This window comes from Thalassomonas actiniarum (genome assembly GCF_000948975.2).
In the GTDB taxonomy this organism is placed as follows: domain Bacteria; phylum Pseudomonadota; class Gammaproteobacteria; order Enterobacterales; family Alteromonadaceae; genus Thalassomonas; species Thalassomonas actiniarum.
The window spans coordinates 252,974-275,651 of record NZ_CP059735.1 but is presented as its reverse complement, the minus strand read 5'-3'; the positions used below and the strand labels follow the sequence as shown (position 1 = coordinate 275,651).

The window sequence follows — 22,678 nt, the reverse complement described above, 5'->3', positions numbered from 1 at the left end:
TAAAAGTTGATCATGCTCCTCGCATTCTCAGCACCCAGATACTACAACAGATTTGAAAAGAAGCCCAAGAATGAATCAAAAAAAGATGACCAAATGGTCAATTAAATTTCGGCATTTGTCATAACAAACAACTTATATCCTTGATTTTTATCTGATAGGCTAATACAGATAAGTGCAATAAAGCAGCGCTAGCTGAGATCATAAATATCCGCCATTTAATTACAAAACAATTAAAGTTTTGTAAATTTTTTTCCGCTTTGTATAAGTACTTTTAGCAATTAAAAAATGTCAGTGAATTATATTAATCAAAAACAGCATAGATGGTTACATAAGCTGATGCTTTATATGATTCTGGCTGACTATGTTTTAATCTTCATGTGCTTCAACGGCTTATCCGGGGTCAACTTATCCGGCGGCATTTTAATGACCGCCTTTTTGATCCTCTATAATGTCCTGCTGGTCAAAATCGTGCTGCGTTTTACCCGGCGCAATAACGACAGCTATATTATTTATCCGGTGATCGGCTGCTGCTTTTTACTGGCGATTTTTATCTTCCGCTTTTTCCTGCTGGTTTAATATTTTCCCCAAAAGCAGGCAAGCCTGTCACTTGCCTGCGCCTGATTGCTTAACCTAAGGTACCTACCACATCCACCTGGATATGCTCAGGCACTTCATTATAGGAAAGTACCGACAAGCCTTTGGCAAAAGAGCGGGCATACCTTGCCAGCAAAGGTCGCAGCTGGGGAGTCACCAGTAACGCCGCCGGATGGCCGTCCTGCTGTAATTTTTCCTTCACCGCCGGCATACGCTGCTGCAACTGGCTCAACAGGGTAGGATCAATCGGGAAACTGTCCAGCGACACTTTCACCTCCTGTTGCGACTGGTTAAGTGCCGACAGTAAGGTTTGCTCCAGCTCATCCGCCAGGGTAAAGGTGGTTAACCGGCTTCTGTCCCCTATCGCCTGGGTAATAATGCTGCGCTTTAGGGTACAGCGGATATCCGAGCATAACAGCACGGGATCTTTGGTGGTTTCCGCCGAATCGATAATGGTAGTGGCGATATTGCGGATATCCGCCAGGGAAATCTGCTCCTGCAGCAACTGGCGGAATACCTTTAACTGCTCGTTTGCCGTCAGCGCCTTATCAAAGCTTTCCGCCAGCTTAGCCGATAAACTGCGCAACCTTTGTACTAAAGCTTCGTTTTCATTAAAGCCGAACATTTCCCCCAGGTTTTCCCGCATGATTTTACTGACATGGGTAGCGATCACCGTCGGGCAATCCACCACCGAATAACCCAGGTTTAACGCCTTAGATTTATTGTCTGCCTCTATCCACACCGCTTCCATGTTATAGGCGGGATCCCGGGTGATTTCACCGTCGAGATTGCCGAACACTTCACCGGATTTTATCGCCAGCAGGGCCTCCATTTTCACCATACCGGCGGCCACTTTGGCGCCGCTGATCTTGATGCGGTATTCATTGGGTTTAAGGGTTAAATTATCTTTGACCCTGACCTCAGGCAGCAAAAAGCCCATTTTTTCCGACAGGGTTTTGCGCACCCCCTTGATGCGGCTGAGCAGCTCGGCTTCCTTACTTTCATCCACCAGAGAGATCAGCTGATAACCCAGCTCCACCGACATACAATCGATAAACGGCAGGTCTTCCCATTTCAGCGGCTCGTCTTTTTTAGTGAGCGCCTCCACCATTTCTTCCGCCTGCTCCAGCGGCTCATCCGCGACCACACGGTTTTTCTGGCGCCAGCCGACAAAAGCCAAAACAGCGGCAAAAGATAAAAACGCTATCATAGGCATGCCGGGCACCAGACCCAGCACCAGCATCACAGCGGCAGCGGTAAAGATCACCGCCGGGGCCGCCAGCAGCTGCTGCTGTACCTGGCTGGAAACATCACCGTCATCGCTATTGATACGGGTGACAATAATGGCAGCGGCAGTGGCCAATAATAACGACGGGATCTGGGCCACCAGGCCGTCACCTATGGTCAGCAGGGCAAAACGCTGGAACGCTTCACCGGCAGTTAAGTCATGCTGAAACACCCCGATACTTAAACCGCCGAGTAAATTGATCACCAGGATCAGCAAACCGGCTACCGCATCACCGCGGACAAATTTTGATGCACCGTCCATGGCCCCGTAAAAGTCCGCTTCTCCGGAAACCTCACTGCGGCGCTGTTTTGCCTGGTGCTGGTCGATAATACCGGCATTTAAATCGGCATCGATCGCCATCTGCTTGCCCGGCAAGGCATCCAAAGTAAAGCGGGCCGCCACCTCGGAAATACGCTCGCCACCTTTAGTGATCACGACAAAGTTAATGATCATCAAAATCACAAACACCACCATACCGACCACATAATTGCCGCCGATCACCACTTCACCGAACGCCTGGATCACCTTACCGGCACTGTCTCCCCCTTCATGGCCGTGCAATAACACGATTCGGGTGGAAGCAATATTCAAGGTCAGGCGCATCAGGGTGGCAATCAGCAACACGGTAGGAAACACAGAAAAGTCCAGCGGCCTGTTCGCCGACACCGCCACCAGCAGCACCATAATGGATAAGACGATATTAAAGGTAAACAGGCTATCGAGTAACCAGGGGGGCAAAGGCAAGATCACCATGGCCAGTATCGCCAGGAGTAAAATAGGAATACTTACTTTGGTATTCTTTAATGTGTTCCAGTTCACAATAAACCTCTTAATTAACGTCTTAAACTTTCGGGTATGGCAAAATCGGGCAAGGCATTGGGCGCCCTGCCCCGGCCCCGGCGATATGCCTTGAGCTGCATGATATAAGTTAAAATGTAAGCCACCGCAGTATACAGGGCGCCGGGAATTTCCTGATCGACCTGGGTGGAGTAATAAATGGCCCGGGTCAACTCAGGCACTTCCAGTACTTCCAGCTCATGGCGGCAGGCAATTTCCTTGATGCGCTGCGCCATATGATCCACCCCTTTAGCGATCACAAAAGGCGCAGCGGAGCGATCGGCATCATATTTCAGCGCCACCGCATAATGGGTCGGATTGACGATCACCACATCGGCATCGGGGATCAGTTTTTCCATGCGCGCCTGGCTCATTTGCCGCTGGATTTGTTTGATCTTTTGTTTGACTTCCGGGCGGCCTTCGCTGTTTTTATGCTCTTCCTTAACTTCCTGCTTACTCATGCGCAGCTTCTTGAGCATGGCAAACCTCTGGTAAGGCACATCTATCGCCGCCACCAGCAACAATGAGCTGCCCATGATGATAAAAGCCAGGGAAATGATTTTCATGCCGGTTTCTATCGAGCGGATCAAAGGCATTTGCGCCATGGCAAACAATTGCGACCAGTATTCATTCAGGATACTGGCCATGGTCAGGGCAATCAGGCTGATTTTCAGGATAGATTTGAGCAACTCCATCAAAGAGTCTTTTGAAAACATGCGCTTGAGTCCGCTTAGCGGATTCATTTTGCTGAATTTCGGCATCACCGACTTAAGCACAAAAATAAAGCCGCCGGGGAATAACCCCAGCAAAATCAGCACCAGGTTAAGGAAGAGAATAAAAGGCACCAACACCGTCAGCATGTCGATAATGGCCTCGGCAAACATCGAGGCCATCAAAGAAGGATCCCGGGTCGCCGCCCGGCTCAGCTGCATTTGCCGCGACATCAGTTTGCTGAAAAACTCACTGAACAAGGGCGCAAACCAGAGGAAAGCGACACCGCCGATCAGCAGTAAGCCCGCAGTGGCCAACTCTTTGGAGCGTGCCAGCTGGCCGTCTTTCCTCGCCCGGTCAATTTTTTGCTGCGAGGCCTGTTCCGACTTATCCTGGGTAGAATCTTCCGACATCTAAGCTCCGATCACGCTGCGCATTTGCGTTAACACATACACGGTTAAATCCAAAAAACGGTTGGGGATGGCGGAAAATACCAGTCCGAGGCAAAACAAACCCATCAGCATACCCATGGGAAAACCCAGGGAAAAAACGTTCAATGACGGCGCACTGCGGTTCATGGCGCCAAAGGTCACATTCACCAGCAACATGGCGATAATGGCCGGCATCGCCAGCATCAACCCGGAGGCGAACATCCAGGCCACCAGCTGCACCACCACTTCGATATCCAGGGCAAAAATACTCTCCCCCACCGGCCAGGTACGGAAACTTTCGACAATAATGTCCAGGGCGATCAAATGGCCGTTCAGGCTCAAAAACAGCAAGGTGGCAAAAATAATCAACAGTTGGGAAATCAGCGGCGCACTGCCGCCGTTGGCGGGATCATTCATTACCGCCATCGACAAACCCATTTGCATCGACAACAGCTGGCCCACCAAAAACATCATGGTAAAAAGTAAATTCAGGCTCAAGCCGAGTAAAACCCCGAACAGGATCTGCTCGATCGCCAGCACTAAGGTAGAAACAGAGAAAGGATCAAAGGCCGGCATCATCGGCATCATCGGGGCGATAATGGCGGCCAGCACCAGGGAGAATAAAATGCGCACCAGCGGCGTCACCCGGGGATCGCCAAAAAACGGCATCAGCCAGAGTACCGCGGCGATGCGAAAAAACGGCCACCACAGTTTTCCGAGCCAGGCCATCAGTTCCGGAGTACTTAAGGTCAGCACGGCTAGCCGATCAAACCCGGGATATTATGAAACAGGCCGTCGAAGAGCTCCTGCAGCTGCTTCAACAACCAGTGACCGGCAAACATCAGCATCAGCAAGGTCACCAGCAAGCGGGGCAGGAAACTTAAGGTCTGCTCCTGGATTTGCGTTGCCGCCTGGAAGATACTGACAATCAGGCCGACAATCAAACCCGGCACTATCAGCACACTGACCATAGCGATAATGGTCAAAATCGCCTGATTCATCAGTTCAACTATTTGCTCTGGGCTCATTGCTTGTGCTCCATTTCACTCATCCTGTCACTCACTTCAAAAACAAGCCTGGTCAACCGCCGCCAAAACTGGCGGCCAAAGTGCCCACCGTCATCGACCAGCCGTCCACCAGCACAAATACCATCAGTTTAAACGGCAGGGAAATAATCAGCGGCGATAACATCATCATACCCATGGCCATCAGCACGCTGGCCACCACCAGATCTATCACCAAAAACGGGATAAACAGCATAAAACCGATCTGAAAGGCGGTTTTTAATTCACTGAGCACAAACGCCGGCATCAGCACAAAAAACGGGATATTATCCGCCGAAGTTACCGGTGGTTCATCGGCAATTTTCATCATCTGCTCCAGATCCGTTTCCCGGGTTTGCGCCAGCATAAAGGCCTGCAGCGGCTGTTTCGCTTTTTCGATGGCCTGCTCCAGCCCTATCTCTTCCTGGTCGTAGGGAATAAAGGCCTGTTGGTGGATCTCGCTCCATACCGGTTTCATGATCAATATCGTCAGGGTCAGGGCAATGCCCACCAAAACCCGGTTAGGCGGACTTTGCTGCAAGCCCATGGCCTGGCGCAAAATCGCCAGCACCACGATAATGCGGGTAAAACTGGTCAGCATCAGTACCATGGCCGGCAACAGGCTTAATGCCGTCATCAGCAGCAAGATTTGCAGCTTGATACTGTATTCCTGCTTGACCCCGCCTTCGGTGACCGAAAATAACGTCAGCTCCGCCTGGGCGGGAAAAATACTGCCGGCCATCAATACCGCCAGCAATAAAAAGCGCCATATCATAAACGGAATCCGTTTAAGACATCATCAACAATATCAACGAGTTTGATACCATATTTACCGTTAACCACCACCACTTCGGCAGACGCCAGCATCTGGCCGTTGACTTTGACATCCAGCGGTTCACCGGCGACTTTTTCCAGCTCGATCACCGCCCCTGAGCTTAACTGCATCAAATCGCCCAGCATCAATTTGGTGCTGGCCACCTCCAGGGTGACATCTACCGGAATATTATGGAAAAAACTTAAGTCACGCGCCGGCGGCTTCTCTTCCATGGCAATGGCCTCTTCCATCAGCTGATCGTCGAGATCATCCAGGCCATCGAGTTCTAAATCCATATTATCAACGTCAAATTCATTCATGTGATTCTCACTTCTTAACTCTTAATTTTAAAAACTTGGGCTGTTAAACATACTTGCAGATCAAAGGATTACTCTTGCGGCACATCCGTGACCTGCATCACTAACTGACCGGACTTTTCCACCACCCGCCCCTGGGCGATCACCTGCTTGCCGGCATAGGCGCTGACCACTTCAGGTAAATCCAGCATGATCAAATCGTCTTTTCTCAACCGGGTGAGCTGGGCAACGGTCAGCCGGGTTTTGGCTAACACCAGATTAAGTTCGGTAGGAATTTTTTCGGCGGCAAACGCCAGCTTGGCCTCAAGCAGGCCCTGGTCGGTGTCGGCAGCTGTTTGTGCCACCCGGGTAGAAATAATTGACGGCTGGTACCAGATATCCCAGGTTGCCTGGTAATCTTTTATCGTCAGACAACTGCTGGCGGTGAGATATTCCTGGCCGGTTTCCGGTTTATTGATCGGTAAAACCTGCCACTGGTTATCCAGGTCCAGCAATTGATCAGATGCCGTTAAATGTATGTTTAATAAGGTCGTTAACAACCTGAGTTCGGAATCACTGACCTTGATATCGCCGGCTTTCTTGGCGATTTTCGCCTGCTGTCCGCCGAGGAAAATTTCTGCAAGGTTATAAAGCGTTGCATAATTAATCGCCAAAATAACATGTTCATTCGAGGTGTTGGTGGCCTGCAACCACAACAGGGTATCCTGTTCTATCGCGATCGCACCACTGGCAAACTGACTTAATTCCAGCTTACATTCATGATCGTTCAGTAAACGTATGCATTGTGTTTCCAGACGGGTAAGCAACTCATGATGGCATGAATTGATAAGGTTCAGGCAGGTTTGCCTGTGGCGTTTATCGCCAAGTAAATCATACAGTTCAACCCCAATAGCCTCATCTGCAGCCAAGATGCGCTTAGCTGCCGGTGGTAAACCAGGCATAGATAATTCTCCAATGAATCATTAATTAATGTCTAAGCGACTCCCTACCGTGCTTTATTAAGCCAGGGCTTAACTTGCACATAAGAAAATCATGACAATCTGCTTCTGAAACTTAAAATTCAGAATAGATCCAAAGGGGGCATGTATTTTTAGAGTGTAATCAATTTCCCGATTAAATAGCAATGACTTCTGTAAAAATATTTCACACTAATTTTACAGGTGTAATTATTAGAATTACTGACTTTTCGGGGCTTCCCACTGGTCTACCACTGGTTTGCTGTTAATATACGAAAAAGGCTGTTCACCCTACTGCAAAGTACAACTAACTAAGCTATAAGCGCTTTTTTTAAAATTACTTTCGAAATAAGGTATTGTTTGAAAAAATTTTATCTGCTAGTATCGCCTCGCAGTCAATTGGTAATAATATTTAAAATTTATCGCTGATTTACTGCTTAACTGAAAATTAACAAGATAATGGCAAACAGATCGCGAGGTCTGGACGCAAAGTCACCAGTCTGCTTTAAGGTCAAAAACCAAGCGGCAGATAGTGGGACCACCTAACGTTAGTTGACTCGATCGACCATTTTTTGGCGATCGCCTCTTCAGGGGGGAGATCTATCTTTTTAACGATGATCTGCCCAAGGGAGAATGTTGTCTTCTTCGCTTGGGAGAAGATCATTCTTCTCCGCGTCCGCCTGTGCCTGTTTCCATCTTAATAATTTTTGCTGATATCACCTAGCGGTGTACCCGTAATGAATTTTTATTCAATCCGGGTGCGTATTAAGAGGATGACAGAAACCATGTTTCTCAGGCTTAGTTTACTCACATTCAGTCTATTTTTTAGCATGCTGAAATTAAGTGCGGCGCCTATCGTCACTCCCCTGGACCGTGTCCACTGGTTATATCAAGGCGATAGTTTCAACTGTCGGTTAAGCACCCGGGTGGATAATTTCGGCGGCATCTCGCTGGCGCAAAAAGCCGGTTACGCCCTAGAAATCACACCCGATTCGGTGCTTTACCAGAACGACATTGTCACTTATCGCTTAGGCCGTTCGGCGGCCCCCTGGAGCCGGAAATCACTGCCCGAAAGCCAGTGGTTCCATGGCTTTCAGCAAGTCAGCAAGCAAACAAAACTGCAAGAAAAACAATCGAAAAAATCACAGGTCACCACAGGTGTTACCGAGTTGCTACAGGCGTTACAACAGGGTGTATGGGGGCATATTAATCTTGTTTTCGCCGATAAGCAGCAGGTGCATCTGGTATTGCCTGCGGTCAGCCGCGGTACGTCTTTCGAGCAGTTTTATGCCTGTTTGACTGAGCTGGCGCCCTATTCGTATGAACAGGTCAGGGACAGGAACTTTTATTTTGACGCCAACGAGTATTTATTGTCTGAGCAGCAGCAAGAGCAGATGAAACTTACCGCCCGCTACCTCGATATGGCAGGGGATATCAGTAAATTATTGATAGACGGCCATAGCGACAGCTCAGGCAGCATGGCAGAAAACCTGAGGTTATCGCAACAAAGGGCCGATGATTTATATACACATCTGCTCGAAGCCGGGGTAAGCCCCGAGCTGATTGAAGTGAGATCCCACGGTGATCGCTATCCGCTGGCGGACAACTCTACGGCAAAGGGACGCCAACAAAACCGGCGTGTGAACTTGCGTATCATTCGACAGAAGGTTAATTAAGCATGGCAAATAACAGCTTGTTAATCGTTGAAACACCTTCAACGACATGTGTTGACAGTGAATACCTGGCCAGACAGCAATATGATATCCACCGCTGTCAAAGTGCTTCATCGGCTTTTACCACGGCATCAACAGTTTCACCTGCCGTGGTGCTGGTCTCGGCTTTTTTGCCGGATATGCAACTCACCGATTTTGTCCGGGTCTTTTCCCGTACCCATAAAAGTACCGTGATCCTGGTCATGGTGGAAAGCCAGCAATGCCAGCTCGCCGCCGACGCCATAGGTGTGGGCGCATCCGATTATTTACTGAAACCTTTTACCGATCAGCAACTGGTGTCAGCCATAGATCAGGCCATCAGTTTACATAACCCGGTAGCAGATCTCGTGGTCAGCTCTGCCGCCAGCCGCCAGGTGATCCAGCTGGCACTGCGGGCGGCACAAACCGATGCCACGGTATTGATCAGCGGCGAATCCGGTACCGGCAAGGAGCGCCTGGCACAATATCTTCACGATAACTCTCCCCGTTCATCCGGGCCTTTTATCGCCTTTAACTGTGCCGCTATCCCGGAAACCATGATCGAATCCATGCTGTTCGGCCACAGCAAAGGCGCCTATACCGGCGCGGTATCGAGCCAGGCGGGAAAATTCGAACTGGCCAACGGCGGCACTTTGATGTTGGATGAAATCTCGGAAATGCCGCTGCCGTTGCAGGCCAAGCTGCTGCGGGTGCTGCAGGAGCGGGAAGTCGAACGCCTGGGCAGCAACCAAAAAGTCAAATTAGATATACGTATTATTGCCGCCACCAATAAAAACCTGTCGCAGCAAGTGGCACAGGGATTGTTTCGCGAAGATCTTTATTACCGTCTCGATGTCTTACCCCTGAGCTGGCCGGCCCTTCGGGAGCGCCGGGACGATATTATTCCGCTGACGGAATATTTCATCGGCAAATACGCGCCGTCTCCCGGCTACTCCATTTGTAAAAGCGCCAAACTGGCGCTGCAGAGCCATCACTGGCCCGGCAATGTCAGGGAGCTGGAAAATGTTATCCAAAGGGCGCTGATCATGGCCCGGGGCATGGAACTCCAGGTGGCAGATCTTATGCTGCCGGCAGCAATCCCGACGCAAACCGCTCCCCAAGTTGAACATAGCGCCCAGGGACTGGAGTCGAGTAAGAAGCATGCAGAATATCAATATGTATTAGAGACGCTAAAACAATTTAGCGGCCATAAAACCAAAACAGCAGCAGCTTTAGGTGTCACGCCAAGGGCATTACGCTACAAGATGGCGGCAATGCGGGAACAGGGCATAGAGGTCTAAGTGAAATATCATGAAAGTAGAGAACAACTTACACTCGCTGGATTTACTCAACAAAATGGCACTGATAATGCGACAACAGGGCATAGAGGTTTAAGGGGAACACAATGAAAGTAGAGAACAACTTACACTCGCTGGACTTACTCAACAAAATGGAACTGATGCAGATCAGGGCCAGTAAAGAAGTCGCGTTATCGTCAGACAATTCCGTCAACTCGGTCTCCTTCGGCCAAACCATGAAAACCATGGTCCAGGATATTAACCAGCAGCAGCTGAAAGCTGGGGAGCTGATGACGGCGGTCGATGCCGGTCGCAGCGATGACTTGGTCGGCGCCATGGTGATGAGCCAGAAAGCCGGCCTGAGTTTTTCTGTATTAATGCAGGTCAGAAACAAGCTGATGTCGGGTTTAGACGACATTATGCGTATGCCTTTATAAGTAGCCGGGAGTAGACTGTGGAGCTGGTATCTCAACAAGTAGCACCGGGGCAAGAACCCCAGAAAAATCAGGCCCTGGATAAAGCAAAATCTTTCTTTAGCCACTGGCGCACCCTGTCCGGCGACAACCGCGCGGTCTTGCAAATCGCCCTGCTCGCCGGCGTGATCGCCGCCACCATAGTAATTATTCTCTGGACCGCCAACGAAAACTATGTGCCTTTATACGGCAAACAGGAACTTTACGACCAGGCCAGTATCCTGGAACTGTTAGAGCAGGAAGAAACCCTGTACCGCTTAGATCAGAATTCGGGACAAATCCTGGTGCCGGAGCAACACCTGGCGCAAATCCGTATGAGCCTGGCGGCCCGCGGTGTTAAAATGAATTTACCCAGCGGCATGGACGGCCTGGACGGTAAAACCGGTTTAGGCATCAGCCAGTTTATGGAGTCGATGCGTTACCGCCATGCCCTGGAAGGAGAACTGGCGCGTTCGATTATTACCATGGACGCCATCCGCAGCGCCCGGGTACACCTTGCCCTGCCAAAACGCACCTTATTTATCGGCCGTAACGAAGAAAAACCCACCGCCTCTGTAATGCTGGATCTCCAGGCCGGCCGCCATTTGGAACAGGGCCAGGTAGAAGCCATAGTCAATTTAGTTGCCAACAGTTTACCCGGCATGAAACCTGAAGGGGTTTCCGTGGTTGATCAGTCGGGCCGGTTATTAAGCTTAGGCCTGGGGGACGCCCAAAGCAGCGGCCGGGTGGCAATGCAGCAGGTAGACTACAAACAGGCGCTGGAAGCCCGTATACAGCAAAGGGCCAGCGACATCATTTATCCGCTGGTAGGCGCCGATAATTTCCGGATCCAGGTCACCGCAGACTTAGATTTCAGCGAAATCGAAGAAACCGTGGAAACCGTGAGCCCGGATACCGTGGTCAGCAAAGAAAACATCCGCGAGCAAACCACCAAAGACGTACTCGCCTTTGGCGTCCCCGGCTCATTAACCAATCAGCCGCCGATAAAACCGGACGCCGACAGCGAGGCAGAAGAAACCAGCGAAAACAAACAAGACAGCAACAGCATCAGCCAGCGCAACGAATCTTCAAAAGAATACCAGGTCGGCCGCTCGGTAGTGCACAAAAAACACCAGCAGGGGCGCATCGAGCAATTAAGCGTTTCCGTGATTTTAAATAACAAGGTTGCCGGCGGCGAAAACGGCTGGACCGACACCGAGCTGGCACAAATCGCCAACAGCGTGGAAAAAGCCATCGGCATCAACAAACAGCGCGGCGACCAGTTTACGATCAGCGGTTTTAACTTTGTTGTCGAACCCCAGATAGTCACCGCACCTGAAGTACAGTGGTGGCAACAAAGCGTGTGGCAGGAATATTTACGCTACCTGGTGGGGGCAATATTAGGCCTGGCACTGATCTTTATGGGGGTCCGCCCCCTGGTACGTCACCTGATCCAGCTGCAATCAACACCGGCAGAGCGGGGCGGCGAAGTTTTCGAACAACGTCAAGCCAGCCAGCAAGATCCGCAGCACTACCCGGAACATACCGATGAACAGCAGGAAGATAACGGTGTTGCCTTGATGGACGACACTAACATGGACGGCACCGCTGAAGCCAAGCCCCAGGTGAAAGTACCGGAATTACCGGCGCCGGGCAGTGAATTCAGCGTGCAGCTGGCACACCTGCAATTACTGGCGGATAAAGAAACCGTACGGGTGGCAGAAGTGCTGAAGAATTGGGTCAATACAGGCGATCGAGGTTTACATGAGTGAAGCACAGACAAAAATGATGTTTAACGACTGTGAAAAAGCGGCAATTTTACTGCTGAGCATGGGAGAAGAATCCGCCGCCAAAATTTTACAGCGCATGGAAAGAAGCGAAGTACAAAGTGTTTCCAATGCCATGGCGCGCCTGGGTAATGTTTCCACCCTGGAAGCACAGAACATACTGCAGCACTTTTTTGAACAATATACCAAGCAAAGCGGCATCAGCGGCGCATCCCGCGAGTACCTGGAAAAATCCCTGGATATGGCACTGGGCAACAAACTTGCCCGCGGCATGCTCGACTCCATCTACGGCGATACCATCTCCAACGACATTCAGCGCCTGCAATGGCTGCCGGTAGATGTACTGGCACGTTTTTTCCGACACGAACACCCGCAAATGCAGGCGGTTATGCTGGCATTTTTACCGCCGGATACCGCCAATGCCGTGCTCAATCACCTGCCGCAGGAAAGCCATGACGAATTGCTTTACCGGGTGGCCAACCTCCAGGAAATCAGCGAACATGTGATCAAGGACTTACGTATCACCTTAGACCGCTGCATAGACTTTGTCGCCGAACAATCCGGCGCCCGGGTTAACGGCACCCGCCAGGCGGCGGATATCCTCAACCGCTACAGTGGCGATAAGGCCAATATCATGGAACTGGTGAAGCTGCACAATTCCGATACCGCCGACGCCATTAAAGACAACATGTTTGACTTTATGATCCTGTCGCGCCAGCCACTGGAAGTGATACAGGATCTGATCGCCGAACTGCCGGAAGGCATGCTGGCCATCGCCTTAAAAGGGGTGGACTTTGCCATTAAGACCCAGATCTTCGATGCCCTGCCCAAACGTATGGCCCAGGCCCTGGAAGATGAAATTCAACGTCTGGGACCCACGCCGTTAAGTAAAATTGAACAGGCTAGAACCGAAATCATGGCCGTTGCCCGCCGCTTATATGAAGAAGGCGAATTACAGCTGCAACTGTTTGAAGAGCAGGTAGTGCGCTAATGAATACCAGCAGAATTGTAAAGTCCGCCGGCAGCGGCTACCGGCCTCATAAATTCCCGCCGTTTCGCAGTGAAAACGAAGAACTGGCACCCTTGGGGGATGATGAACAACCCAGCTTTGAACAGGGATTCCAGGAAGGACTGGAACTCGGCCATCAGGAAGGTCACCAGCAGGGCTTTCCCCGGGGAATAGAAGAAGGTAAAAAAGAAGGCCACCAGCAAGGGCTGGCTTCGGGACTGGCGGAAGGCCAGAAAAAAGGACAAGCCATTTTTCATGCCGCCACCGGCTTGCTGGCAACAATACAGGACAAGGTAGAACAGTTGTCCCACCATAAGCTCCAGGCACAGCAAGCCCTGATAGGCGATTTGGTAACCCAGGTAGCCCGCAGCGTAATTCGGGCAGAGCTGACCTTAAACCCAAAACAAATTTTGACCCTGGCGGAAGAAGCCATGGCGTCGCTGTCGGACGATGTTGATAAGATCCGGATTTTTCTCAACAGCGAAGATCTGCAAAGACTGAGCGCCCTGGGGCTGACAAAATTAAACGGCTGGCCGCTTGAAGCAGACGATCAGCTGGACATCGGCGATTGCCTGATACGCTCGGCGCAGATGGAAATTGCCGTTAATACCGAAGAGCGTTTTGCCGAGTGCATGGAAAACGTCAACAAATCAATCGCCTGATAACTGCCCGGAGACAAACGCGTGCAGGATACCCTAGAACATAAACTGAAAAATGCCCTGGACACCCTGGACTCGGGCCCGGTGGCCAAGGTTTATGGCCGCCTGGTGCGGCTAAACGGCTTAACGCTGGAGGTCACCGGCTGCCGTTTGATCATGGGACAACGCTGCCTGGTGGAAACCGCCCAGGACAAACCTTTAGCCGCAGAAGTCATCGGCTTTAACCGGGAAATCACTTATTTAATGCCGCTGCAAAACGCCGCCGGTTTATTCTCCGGCGCCCGGGTAACACCGCTGGCAGGGGTAGAAAAAATTACCGCAGGCAAACAGCTGCTCGGCCGGGTGCTCGACGGCTTATTACAGCCGCTGGACGGCAAACCGGCAATTTCAGGCGAGCAAATCCCGCTGTTTTCACCGCCGAACAATCCCCTGAGCCGCACCCCGATCACCGAAAGCATAGATGTCGGCATCCGCGCCATCAATGCTATGCTCACTCCCGGCAAAGGCCAGCGCCTGGGATTATTCGCCGGTTCCGGGGTCGGCAAAAGCGTGCTGCTGGGCATGATGACCCAATATACCCAGGCGGATATCGTGATTGTAGGCCTGATCGGCGAGCGCGGCCGGGAAGTGCGGGAATTTATCGAACACAGCTTAGGCGAACAGGGGCTGGCCCGTGCTATCGTCATTGCCGCCCCGGCAGATGCCACACCGTTAATGCGGCTGCGCGCCGCCCAGGTTTGTCACCGCCTGGCAGAGTATTACCGGGATCAGGGCCAGCATGTGTTATTGCTGATGGACTCATTGACCCGTTATGCCCAGGCACAGAGGGAAATCGGCCTGGCCACGGGCGAGCCGCCGGCCACCAAAGGTTATCCCCCTTCGGTATTTAGTTTATTAACCCAGCTGGTGGAACGCGCCGGCAATGGTTTATCTGTCGGCAGCATGACCGCCATTTATACCGTACTGGCAGAAGGCGATAACCAGCAAGACCCGATCGTCGATGCCGCCAGGGCGATACTCGACGGCCATATAGTATTAACCCGGGAGCTGGCAGAACAGGGCCACTACCCGGCAATAGACATTTCTGCCTCCATCAGCCGGGTGATGCCGCAAGTAGTAACCCCGGAGCATTTACAGCAGGCGATGAAATTAAAAAAACTCTACAGCCGCTATCAGCAAATCAGGGAGCTTATTCCCATGGGGGGTTATCAGCCGGGCAAAGACGTTGAAATGGATCATGCGGTACAGGTTTTTCCCCGCATCAGTGCCTTTTTACAGCAAGGATTTAATCAGCCAAGTGATCTTGAGACCAGCTGTCGGCAGCTGGCGGAACTAATGGCAGGTTAACCGCTTTTTCAAGAGGATCAGATGCTCAATAAATTTAAAAACTTGCAACAACAAAAGCTGGAACAACTGAGCAAGCAAAGATCTGAACTTAACGACAAGCTCATCGGACAAGAGCAATATCTGGAGCAACTGGTGCAATACCAGCAAGCCCTAACCGATGTCAGCAGCCATAACCATGCCCTGGCACTGCAAAACCAACACGGCATGCAGCAGCAAATCGCCAAAGTGGTGGATTTTCAGGAACAGCAAGTCTCATTAACACAAGTTGATTTGCAACGGCAAAACCAGCTGCTCAAGCAACAGTATTGTCATTATAAAGGCTTGGAAATCATCAGCAATAAACAGGCAAAACTGGCGCAGCAAAAAAAGCAGCAACAGGAAGATTTTGCCAACGATGACATTGCCACCCTGGCGTTTATCAGGACAAACTCCCCGCAAGAAAAATAATACAGAAAAACACCAAAAATCCTGTAAAAACAATACACAAACAAGCTTTACAAAACATTCATGTTAAAGGGTTAGCTAAGCCGTTAAAAGCGTGCTAATCTGGCTTCAGGCCAGTTGCAGTGTGCTTAAAAATTGACAGGTTTGTTAACTTTAACACCGCCAGGGAATCCGAGAAATGATGGATCAAAACCCCCTTTATGTTAGAATACAACTGCCCCCTTTGATAAACAGTTTTAATTCACTGTTTAATAAATTAAATTTAATTTTTAGTGTTTTTCTGTCGCTGGTATAGCTTTATGCCGCATGGCAGTTTATGCATTTTTAGGTGGTTGAAGTTAAATGTACGTTTTTATTTCGGTAACATTGCTGGTTATTTTTGTCTTAGGTGTGTTGCTGGACTTTTTCCGCACCGCCAGGCAAAGATCTATGGCCAGCCGCCACCGTAAAATCCTGAAATTCAAAGCCATCGTCATCAAAACCCAAAGACTGCTAAACGGCCAGGCTATTTTACCCCTGACCGCCGTCAGCTCCATCGTCTGTTTAGAACGGGCCGTGGTCGCGTTAAAAGCCCTGGCGGATTTGGAAGGCACCAAAAAACGCCACGGCTTAATTGCCAGCATGGAAAAGAAACTGGAAAACTTCCGCGCCCTGACTGAAGCAGAGCCTTATTATTATGCCCAGTTGTCCATCCCCACCGACTTAAACGAACTCGGCCGCATCCTCAAGCAAGCCATGTTGCTGATGATCACCTTAAAGGTTGAGCATGCCAAGGGCAAACTGAGCGACGAGCAACTGGAAGTAGAAAACCATCAACTGGATATACTTATTGTACGTTTAAAGGCTGAAATTTATAAAAACCAGTCTATGCGTTATGTCGAGCAGAAAAAATATGCCAAAGCCCAGGCCCTCAACGATAAGGCGGTGGAAATACTCGGCGGCCTCACCTGTGAAAACGAAGAGGTGATGAAGTCAGTGACCGAAACCATAGACAGCATTAATGTCCTCAATGTCGGGGTTACCGGGGTGATAGAAGAGCAGAACCATACCTTCTACGACAAATTCAAAAAAGAAGCCCATGAAAAAGAAGAAGAAGGACCGTTTGAAGTGGATGATATGGAATTGATCTTCGGAAAAAAACGTAAGTATTAACCCTTTGTTACATAAGCAAACTTGATCCATTTAGCTGAAAACACCACATCGTTATCAACAACAGCGACATAAGATAACGAATGAAACACTACCCCCTTAAAGACGTCAAAGCCGACACCTTACAAAGAGTAGCCCAGGGCGTTTTAAACACATACCACCTGGGTGATTTACAAGAAATAGACCTGGATAAGGCCCTGAGAAATGAGATAAAAGATCTTTGGGCTTTAAATGAAGGTAATGACCCCCAAAGCCTGAATGAGGTAAGAAAGCGCAGGCAGCTCAGTGATTCGGTTACGGATGAAGCCCTGATGCCGCAAATTTTTGAACGGGACAACGGACAAGTCTTTTTGGCCCATGTCTGCCGTAACGAAGCCGATGAAACCCTGATTGAGATATTCAGTAACCTTAGCCTAGATCTGGCTACACTCAAAGAAATTACCCCACAAGTTTGCCAGGCTTTTTCCTGGTGCCAGGCCAAATATATCACCGTCTGGACCCGCCCCGGCTCAGATATCGAACAGCAATTACTTGCCCTGCCGGGCACCCTGCCCTGTGACAGTTTTGTCGCCGCAGAACCAAACCAGTTGCTAACAGATATAGATACAGGCATCCGCTTACGCCCCTTTGACCTCGAACAAGACTGGCCCTGGTATCAGCAGGAATATAATGAGTTTTTGGCTAAGCAGCCAGAAATGAAAACCATAGTGCCTATTTCGGAAAAAGAAGAGATTAAAGAAGCGATAGAAAATAACTTATGCGCCTGTGCCATGTCAGGAGACAAACCGATTGGCATGATCATGGGGGAAAGTTCATCAGAACTCGGTTATAACGGCTTGCTGTTCAACGATATCTTTATTGCCGGGCAATACCGGGGATTAGGTTATGCTTCGCCAATGCAACGCCTGTTTATCAAAGAACAAATCAACAAGTTCGAGTTTTTCTTCGGCTTTATTAACCGGGAAAATACCCCTTCCATAAAAAATGCCTTTAAACAGGGCCGCCGCTTGCTGCGTCAGGAAATTTGCATACCAGGCCCCCTGCTTATCTAGGGGAAAATAAAGCCCCACTATTAATAAATGGTAATCCATTGAAATAAAAAGCAATCTATGGGAAGCTGCCCGCAATGAGCAAGTAGCGCTCGCCGAGCCGCCTGACTTGCCCGCAAAGAACTGCCGGAGCAAATCAGGCCTCAAGCAATAACAATAAAATGGATCTATCATGCGACCACAATTTCTTTTCCTGATACTAATCCTGCTGCCCCTGATGTCACAGGCGCAGCAGGTAATTAAATACGACTGGCTTACCTCGGGTGAAAAATCCGGCTTTATGGAAGTCACCCACCTCGATGACAAACATAGCGTCACTACCTTCGAATTTAACGACCGGGGCCGCGGCCCGAAACTGCGGGATGAGATCTGGCTCAACGACCAAGGCATCATCAGCAAACAAATTGTGACCGGCCATGCTTATATGGGGGCCAAAACCGACGAAAAATTCACCCTTAAGGGAAACGTCGCCCGATGGCAAAACACCCTGGAAGCCGACTCAAAAACAATCAAGGACAAGGCTTTTTACAGTGCCGCTGACGGTACTCTGTACTTTTATGAATTACTGGTCAAAGCCATTGATGCCAGCAAAGAAAAAAAAATCCAAATGCTGCCTTCCGGCACCGCCAGCTTCGAAAAAATTACCAGTACCCGGGTATCGCTTGGCGACCAGACAAAAACAGTACACCTGCTGGCCATTAAAGGCTTTGGCTTTAGCCCTACCTATGGCTGGTTTGACGATAACTACCGCTTATTCGGCTTCAGCTTCGGCTGGATGGGCATAGTTCCAGAAGGCTGGGGAGCCAACCTGGCTAAATTAAAAGAGTTGCAGGAAGCCGCAGAAGACAATTATTTCCGCCAGCAGGCCGAAACATTTGGCGAAGACCTTGCCGGAGTCACTTTAATCAAGAATATCAATGTCTTTACCGCCACAGACGCCGGGTTGCTCAAAGACACCCAGGTAGCCATTGAAAACGGCAAGATCATCGCTGTCGGCAAACAAGCCGAGGTGAAACCAACAAGAACCATAGACGGCAAAGGCAATACCCTGATGCCGGGGTTATGGGATATGCACAGCCACATCTCGCTCCAGTCGGGTTATTTGAATATTGCCGCCGGTGTCACCAGCGCCAGGGATCTGGCCAACGACCATAACCAGCTGATGGAAGCCACTAAGCTGTTTAATCAAAATGCCGCTATCGGTCCAACTGTCTACCGGGCAGGTTTTATCGACCAGCAAAGCCCCTATTCTGCCCCTACCGGCAAACTTGCCAGCACTTTAGAGCAGGCGCTTGAATATATCGACTGGTACGGTGAACGCGGCTATCAGCAGATCAAAATCTACAGCTCCATTAACCCGGAATGGGTGCCCGAGCTGGCGAAAAGAGTCCATAAAAACAACATGAAACTCAGCGGCCATATCCCGTCCTTTATGACCACGGAACAGGCAGTAAAAGACGGCTTCGATGAAATCCAGCATATCAATATGGTGTTTTTAAACTTCCTGGCAGACAAAGACTCCGACACCCGGACCCCGGTGCGCTTCACCTTGGTAGGCGATAAGGCAGGAGAACTGGATCTGGACTCGAAAGAAGTAAACGACTTTATCGCCCTGCTTAAAAAAGAAGACGTCATAGTAGACCCGACCGTGACTATTTTCGAAGGCATGTTTTTAAATAAAGCCGGGGAAATAGACCCCAGCTACCGGGCGATAGCAGAGCATATGCCAGCCGATGTCAGACGCGGCTTTCTTTCTGCCGACCTTGATATCAACACCGATAACGAAGCCGCCTACAAACGCTCGTTCCAGGCGTTGTTGAAGATGATCAAAAAGCTGCATGACGCAGGTATCCGCCTGGTGCCGGGCACCGATGCCCTCGAAGGCTTCACCTTGCACCGCGAACTGGAGCTCTATGCTAAGGCCGGCATCAGCAATGAAGATGTTTTAAAAATTGCCACGGTAAATTCCGCCCGGATAGCCGGTCAGGAAAATGTTGGTACTATTGCCCCTGGGCAGACGGCCGACTTTATTTTACTTGAAGGCAACCCGCTGGAAAACATCAGCGATATCCGTAAGGTTGCTTTGGTATTTAAAGGGGAGAAATTATATAAACCGAATGAGCTGCACCAGGCCATAGGTATTAAACCTTTCAGCGCTTTTCACTAAAGTGATTTAGCTGGTTTCCGGCGGTTGGATTAATCGCCGGAAACAATGACCTAAAAACCGCTAAACTACTATCAAGACATTACCATTTTCTCATAGACAAGGATGAATATGAGCATGTTTTTTGATAACAAAAATAAATACAAAACCAAGTTAAAATTTGCCTTAAAAACAAGTTTGCTTTTATTCTTGATACTCTCAGTAACTGTCTTAACCAAAGGAATGGCGGATATGTTTGGATTTTTCAAAAAATATGACGTGCATTTATGCCCACAAGTAAAAGGTCAGGTACTCAATCAAGGTAAACCTTTAGCCGGAGAAAAAGTTATCCGCTATCTGAGTTATGTTGATTATAAAGACCGCTATGATCATACCTTCACAGATGAAGAAGGAAGATTTTCCCTACCGGAAGTTAATATTCGCTCTAAACTGCCTGGTAATTTTCTGGTAGAGCATAATACCCTGCAAATTATCTATATCGAACAAAGCAAAAAGAAATATATTTTGTGGAATTCAAATCTCCCGGGATATAAACCAAAAGCAGCCTACGCTCGTAAATTATCTTCGTTAAATTGTGATTTAACCTCTCCGAGAGTCAGCTTCGAATTTGCCAATGATACCCAACAGCGCCCACATTACGCAGGAACTATTTGCCAGTGGGATGAGGATTTCTCAATTTATCATATTCATGAAAATGACGAATAATTTCTCTTAACAACTTTATTCGCATACAAATAAAACTTGTTTTAAATTAAAAAAAACAAACAACTGGCTAAAATATCACCACCAGATTACAATATATTTTTTCTCATGATCATGGATGAATATGAGCACCTCTTTTACTGATAGTAAAAATAAGAATAGCAAGAAAAAAAAGCTAATCTTTCCTCTGGTTACTTGCCTGTTTTTATTGCTGCTCACCTTGTTTACTGTGATATTCCCAACAGAAGGAATGGCGGACATGTTTGGATTTTTCAAAAAATACGATGTGCATTTATGCCCGGAAGTAAAAGGCCAAATACTTAAAAAAGGAAAAGCAGTAGCCGGAACCGAAGTTATCCGCAGCCTGACCTATGCTGATAATAAAGAACGCATAGATAGTGTAAAAACAGATAATGAAGGCCACTTTATCCTTCCCGAAGTTAATATTCGCTCTAAGATGCCCGGCAACTTTATGGTTGAACATACAACTCGGCAAATTATTTTTGTTGAAGATGAAGATCAAAAACGCCCGCTCTGGCTATCAACTCATACGGGTATAAAGCCAGTGTCAACTTACAATAAAAAATTAGCCTCTTTAAACTGCGATTTAACCTCACCATTGGCGCACTTTGAATTTACCCATGAATATAACCCAGACAGACGCCATTCAGCTGCTAGCATCTGTCGTTGGGATGAAGACTTTGAAATATACAAAATAGAAGAGTAGAACAAATAAACAAACTGTAATAAAAGGAATTTATTATGAGCGTATTAACCCCCAAAATAGCAGCTGAACTAGCAGAATTTGTTTATCAATTTAAAAATGCTTCATCCACAGGAGTTACAAATTTTGCAAGTACTAGTCTAATAGAAAAAAACTTCGACTTTAACTTATCAAATGGCCCGGTGCAGGGAGTCAGTGGCGGTTTCTTTTCCCACTTATTTAACCGCAGTACAGGCTTTGCGGTTATGGGTCAGGGTAAAAGCCCTGAATATAAAGGCCAGCATGTCATTGCCATTCGCGGCACCGAGTTTACCTCGGGACGAGACTGGTTAACCAACGCCAATATTGGCCTTAGCGGCAGCTCCAATGGCTCCATGGCACATGCCGGTTTTAATAAAACCTTTAACTCCATGCGCCCGGCATTCCAACAATACCTGGATAAAAATCGCAATGGAAAACTGCATTGTGTTGGCCATAGTTTGGGAGGCGCCTTAGCCACCCTGACCGCAAATTGGGCCAAAAGCGAATATGGCCGAGAGGTTCAACTTTATACTTTTGGCGCCCCCAGAGTAGGCATGAATGGCTTTTCCATAAAAACCAATGCCAATATTGAAAAAATTTATCGCTGCACTCATGGCGCTGATCCTGTGCCAAGCGTCCCGTTATGGCCATTTACCCATGCTGGTACTGAATATAGATTAAACTCTGGCATAGGGATGAGCATAGACGCCCACTCTATGGCAGGCGACAACCCGGGCTATATCAATACCGCCGGAACATATGATGATTTCGCCAAATTACAAAAAATCTCCGATCAGCGATTATCCCAGGCAGTGCGGTTACAATATGAAGATCGCTATCAGGCTTTTTTCTCCCCCCACTGGAGTGAACGCATCAGCGCCGCCCTGATCACTTTATTAAAAGACTCCGGCTATTATGCCGCAGTAGCAGCCCAGGCAAGCTTCAGCGTCGGCCTGACTTTTTACGATATGCTGGCCAGAACCCTGACCGAAGTCGCACAAGCCTCGGCAAAATTTGCGGTACAAGCCACCGGCCTGCTTGGCCATATGCTGGTCTTTGCCGGTAAAGCCAGTGTAAAGGTAACCGAGCTTACTTTTGAATTTATCCGCTGGGTATTTTCCATTACCGTCAATGCCTTGTACCGGATCGCCCGCCAGGCTTTAGATAGCATTAACTAATCAAAAACAATAA

22 protein-coding genes and 1 riboswitch are annotated in these 22,678 nt (G+C 48.9%); of the genes, 15 read left to right on the top strand and 7 right to left on the bottom strand.

Features of this window, described 5'->3' with window-relative positions; all coding sequences use genetic code 11:
* Positions 1-336: 336 nt before the first annotated feature.
* A complete protein-coding gene (locus tag SG35_RS01290) occupies positions 337-576 on the top strand; it encodes a hypothetical protein (protein WP_152646674.1) in 240 nt (79 codons plus the stop codon).
* 49 nt (positions 577-625) lie between these two features.
* Here the strand turns inward: SG35_RS01290 and flhA are convergent, their stop codons facing one another.
* From flhA to SG35_RS01255, 7 genes are all read right to left on the bottom strand, one after another.
* A complete protein-coding gene (gene flhA / locus SG35_RS01285) occupies positions 626-2,701 on the bottom strand; it encodes a flagellar biosynthesis protein FlhA (RefSeq protein WP_044833694.1) in 2,076 nt (691 codons plus the stop codon).
* Positions 2,702-2,715: 14 nt separating this feature from the next.
* Positions 2,716-3,843, bottom strand: coding sequence for a flagellar biosynthesis protein FlhB (flhB, locus tag SG35_RS01280; RefSeq protein ID WP_044833695.1), 1,128 nt, complete (start codon positions 3,841-3,843; stop codon positions 2,716-2,718).
* On the bottom strand, positions 3,844-4,590 hold the full coding sequence (gene fliR, locus SG35_RS01275; RefSeq protein WP_044833749.1) for a flagellar biosynthetic protein FliR: 747 nt from the start codon (positions 4,588-4,590) through the stop codon (positions 3,844-3,846).
* Positions 4,591-4,619: 29 nt separating this feature from the next.
* On the bottom strand, positions 4,620-4,889 hold the full coding sequence (fliQ, locus tag SG35_RS01270) for a flagellar biosynthesis protein FliQ (protein WP_044833696.1): 270 nt from the start codon (positions 4,887-4,889) through the stop codon (positions 4,620-4,622).
* A gap of 52 nt (positions 4,890-4,941) precedes the next feature.
* Complete coding sequence (gene fliP, locus SG35_RS01265; protein WP_084692811.1) at positions 4,942-5,679, bottom strand: flagellar type III secretion system pore protein FliP; 738 nt, start codon at positions 5,677-5,679, stop codon at positions 4,942-4,944.
* Entirely contained in the window at positions 5,676-6,038 is a 363-nt protein-coding gene (gene fliN / locus SG35_RS01260) for a flagellar motor switch protein FliN (RefSeq protein ID WP_044833697.1), read from the bottom strand. The genes fliP and fliN overlap by 4 nt, the downstream gene beginning before the upstream one ends.
* Before the next feature lie 68 nt (positions 6,039-6,106).
* Positions 6,107-6,976: a FliM/FliN family flagellar motor C-terminal domain-containing protein gene (locus SG35_RS01255; RefSeq protein ID WP_044833698.1), complete on the bottom strand. Its 870-nt coding sequence runs from the start codon at positions 6,974-6,976 to the stop codon at positions 6,107-6,109.
* Positions 6,977-7,442: 466 nt separating this feature from the next.
* Positions 7,443-7,537: riboswitch (cyclic di-GMP riboswitch) on the top strand.
* Positions 7,538-7,728: 191 nt separating this feature from the next.
* Between SG35_RS01255 and SG35_RS01250 the strand changes: the two genes are divergently transcribed.
* The 14 genes from SG35_RS01250 (at position 7,729) to SG35_RS01185 (ending at position 22,665) form a co-directional block, all read left to right on the top strand.
* A complete protein-coding gene (locus tag SG35_RS01250; RefSeq protein WP_084692812.1) occupies positions 7,729-8,667 on the top strand; it encodes an OmpA family protein in 939 nt (312 codons plus the stop codon).
* Between the two features lie 2 nt (positions 8,668-8,669).
* Entirely contained in the window at positions 8,670-9,983 is a 1,314-nt protein-coding gene (locus tag SG35_RS01245; RefSeq protein ID WP_044833700.1) for a sigma-54 dependent transcriptional regulator, read from the top strand.
* 104 nt (positions 9,984-10,087) lie between these two features.
* Positions 10,088-10,417 carry a flagellar hook-basal body complex protein FliE gene (gene fliE, locus SG35_RS01240; RefSeq protein WP_044833701.1) on the top strand — a complete coding sequence of 110 codons (330 nt, stop codon included), beginning with the start codon at positions 10,088-10,090 and terminating at the stop codon, positions 10,415-10,417.
* A gap of 17 nt (positions 10,418-10,434) precedes the next feature.
* On the top strand, positions 10,435-12,204 hold the full coding sequence (fliF, locus tag SG35_RS01235; protein ID WP_053043144.1) for a flagellar basal-body MS-ring/collar protein FliF: 1,770 nt from the start codon (positions 10,435-10,437) through the stop codon (positions 12,202-12,204).
* On the top strand, positions 12,197-13,210 hold the full coding sequence (locus SG35_RS01230) for a FliG C-terminal domain-containing protein (protein WP_044833702.1): 1,014 nt from the start codon (positions 12,197-12,199) through the stop codon (positions 13,208-13,210). The genes fliF and SG35_RS01230 overlap by 8 nt, the downstream gene beginning before the upstream one ends.
* Positions 13,210-13,890, top strand: a complete 681-nt coding sequence (locus SG35_RS01225) for a FliH/SctL family protein (protein ID WP_044833703.1) — start codon at positions 13,210-13,212, stop codon at positions 13,888-13,890. Before SG35_RS01230 ends, SG35_RS01225 begins: the two co-directional genes overlap by 1 nt.
* A gap of 21 nt (positions 13,891-13,911) precedes the next feature.
* Complete coding sequence (locus tag SG35_RS01220; protein ID WP_044833704.1) at positions 13,912-15,234, top strand: FliI/YscN family ATPase; 1,323 nt, start codon at positions 13,912-13,914, stop codon at positions 15,232-15,234.
* A 21-nt stretch (positions 15,235-15,255) separates the two neighbouring features.
* On the top strand, positions 15,256-15,681 hold the full coding sequence (locus tag SG35_RS01215) for a hypothetical protein (RefSeq protein WP_044833705.1): 426 nt from the start codon (positions 15,256-15,258) through the stop codon (positions 15,679-15,681).
* Positions 15,682-16,020: 339 nt separating this feature from the next.
* Complete coding sequence (locus SG35_RS01210) at positions 16,021-16,830, top strand: hypothetical protein (RefSeq protein ID WP_044833706.1); 810 nt, start codon at positions 16,021-16,023, stop codon at positions 16,828-16,830.
* A gap of 80 nt (positions 16,831-16,910) precedes the next feature.
* Positions 16,911-17,879 (top strand): hypothetical protein, encoded by a 969-nt coding sequence (locus SG35_RS01205; protein WP_044833707.1) that lies wholly within the window; start codon positions 16,911-16,913, stop codon positions 17,877-17,879.
* Positions 17,880-18,048: 169 nt separating this feature from the next.
* Positions 18,049-20,043 (top strand): amidohydrolase family protein, encoded by a 1,995-nt coding sequence (locus SG35_RS01200; RefSeq protein ID WP_084692813.1) that lies wholly within the window; start codon positions 18,049-18,051, stop codon positions 20,041-20,043.
* A 114-nt stretch (positions 20,044-20,157) separates the two neighbouring features.
* The gene (locus SG35_RS01195) at positions 20,158-20,745 is read left to right on the top strand and encodes a DUF6795 domain-containing protein (protein WP_274055316.1); all 588 of its coding nucleotides are present in this window, start codon (positions 20,158-20,160) and stop codon (positions 20,743-20,745) included.
* Positions 20,746-20,866: 121 nt separating this feature from the next.
* Positions 20,867-21,469, top strand: a complete 603-nt coding sequence (locus SG35_RS01190) for a DUF6795 domain-containing protein (protein ID WP_053043146.1) — start codon at positions 20,867-20,869, stop codon at positions 21,467-21,469.
* Between the two features lie 35 nt (positions 21,470-21,504).
* Complete coding sequence (locus tag SG35_RS01185; protein ID WP_044833709.1) at positions 21,505-22,665, top strand: lipase family protein; 1,161 nt, start codon at positions 21,505-21,507, stop codon at positions 22,663-22,665.
* The last annotated feature ends 13 nt before the right edge of the window (positions 22,666-22,678 follow it).

Excerpts from the sequence above, each read along its gene's own strand:
- SG35_RS01290 (WP_152646674.1), top strand. The coding sequence starts at position 337 with ATGCTTTATATGATTCTGGCTGACTATGTTTTAATCTTCATGTGCTTC.
- flhB (WP_044833695.1), bottom strand. The coding sequence starts at position 3,843 with ATGTCGGAAGATTCTACCCAGGATAAGTCGGAACAGGCCTCGCAGCAA.
- fliR (WP_044833749.1), bottom strand. The coding sequence starts at position 4,590 with ATGGCCTGGCTCGGAAAACTGTGGTGGCCGTTTTTTCGCATCGCCGCG.
- fliQ (WP_044833696.1), bottom strand. The coding sequence starts at position 4,889 with ATGAGCCCAGAGCAAATAGTTGAACTGATGAATCAGGCGATTTTGACC.
- fliP (WP_084692811.1), bottom strand. The coding sequence starts at position 5,679 with ATGATATGGCGCTTTTTATTGCTGGCGGTATTGATGGCCGGCAGTATT.
- fliN (WP_044833697.1), bottom strand. The coding sequence starts at position 6,038 with ATGAATGAATTTGACGTTGATAATATGGATTTAGAACTCGATGGCCTG.
- SG35_RS01255 (WP_044833698.1), bottom strand. The coding sequence starts at position 6,976 with ATGCCTGGTTTACCACCGGCAGCTAAGCGCATCTTGGCTGCAGATGAG.
- SG35_RS01250 (WP_084692812.1), top strand. The coding sequence starts at position 7,729 with ATGAATTTTTATTCAATCCGGGTGCGTATTAAGAGGATGACAGAAACC.
- SG35_RS01245 (WP_044833700.1), top strand. The coding sequence starts at position 8,670 with ATGGCAAATAACAGCTTGTTAATCGTTGAAACACCTTCAACGACATGT.
- fliE (WP_044833701.1), top strand. The coding sequence starts at position 10,088 with ATGAAAGTAGAGAACAACTTACACTCGCTGGACTTACTCAACAAAATG.
- SG35_RS01230 (WP_044833702.1), top strand. The coding sequence starts at position 12,197 with ATGAGTGAAGCACAGACAAAAATGATGTTTAACGACTGTGAAAAAGCG.
- SG35_RS01225 (WP_044833703.1), top strand. The coding sequence starts at position 13,210 with ATGAATACCAGCAGAATTGTAAAGTCCGCCGGCAGCGGCTACCGGCCT.
- SG35_RS01215 (WP_044833705.1), top strand. The coding sequence starts at position 15,256 with ATGCTCAATAAATTTAAAAACTTGCAACAACAAAAGCTGGAACAACTG.
- SG35_RS01210 (WP_044833706.1), top strand. The coding sequence starts at position 16,021 with ATGTACGTTTTTATTTCGGTAACATTGCTGGTTATTTTTGTCTTAGGT.
- SG35_RS01205 (WP_044833707.1), top strand. The coding sequence starts at position 16,911 with ATGAAACACTACCCCCTTAAAGACGTCAAAGCCGACACCTTACAAAGA.
- SG35_RS01200 (WP_084692813.1), top strand. The coding sequence starts at position 18,049 with ATGCGACCACAATTTCTTTTCCTGATACTAATCCTGCTGCCCCTGATG.
- SG35_RS01195 (WP_274055316.1), top strand. The coding sequence starts at position 20,158 with ATGTTTTTTGATAACAAAAATAAATACAAAACCAAGTTAAAATTTGCC.
- SG35_RS01190 (WP_053043146.1), top strand. The coding sequence starts at position 20,867 with ATGAGCACCTCTTTTACTGATAGTAAAAATAAGAATAGCAAGAAAAAA.
- SG35_RS01185 (WP_044833709.1), top strand. The coding sequence starts at position 21,505 with ATGAGCGTATTAACCCCCAAAATAGCAGCTGAACTAGCAGAATTTGTT.